The following is a 279-nucleotide window of genomic DNA, read 5'->3' on the forward strand; positions in this document are numbered from 1 at the left end:
GATGCACTGGCGCGCGAAGGCACGCTCTTCCGGCAGCATTATGCCGGGGCAGCCCCCTGCTCGCCGGCCCGGGCCACGGTCTATACCGGCCTTTATCAGATGAACCATCGGGTCTGCCGCAATGGTTCGCCGCTCGACGCTCGCTTCGACAATCTGGCGCTGGCGGCCCGGCGGGCGGGATACGACCCGACGCTGTTCGGTTATACCGACACGGCGCCCGATCCACGCGGCATGGATACGGCTGACCCGCATCTGACCACCTATGAAGGCGTGTTGCCG

The 279-nt window shown here is 66.7% G+C and carries 1 protein-coding gene; it reads left to right on the top strand.

Translation table 11 applies throughout. The features are described from left to right. Window positions 1-279: sulfatase-like hydrolase/transferase (locus tag EOD29_RS31415; RefSeq protein WP_164763929.1), on the top strand; the 279-nt coding region annotated here is incomplete at both ends.

Source organism: Mesorhizobium sp. M1A.T.Ca.IN.004.03.1.1, assembly GCF_003997555.1.
Taxonomy (GTDB): Bacteria; Pseudomonadota; Alphaproteobacteria; order Rhizobiales; family Rhizobiaceae; genus Mesorhizobium.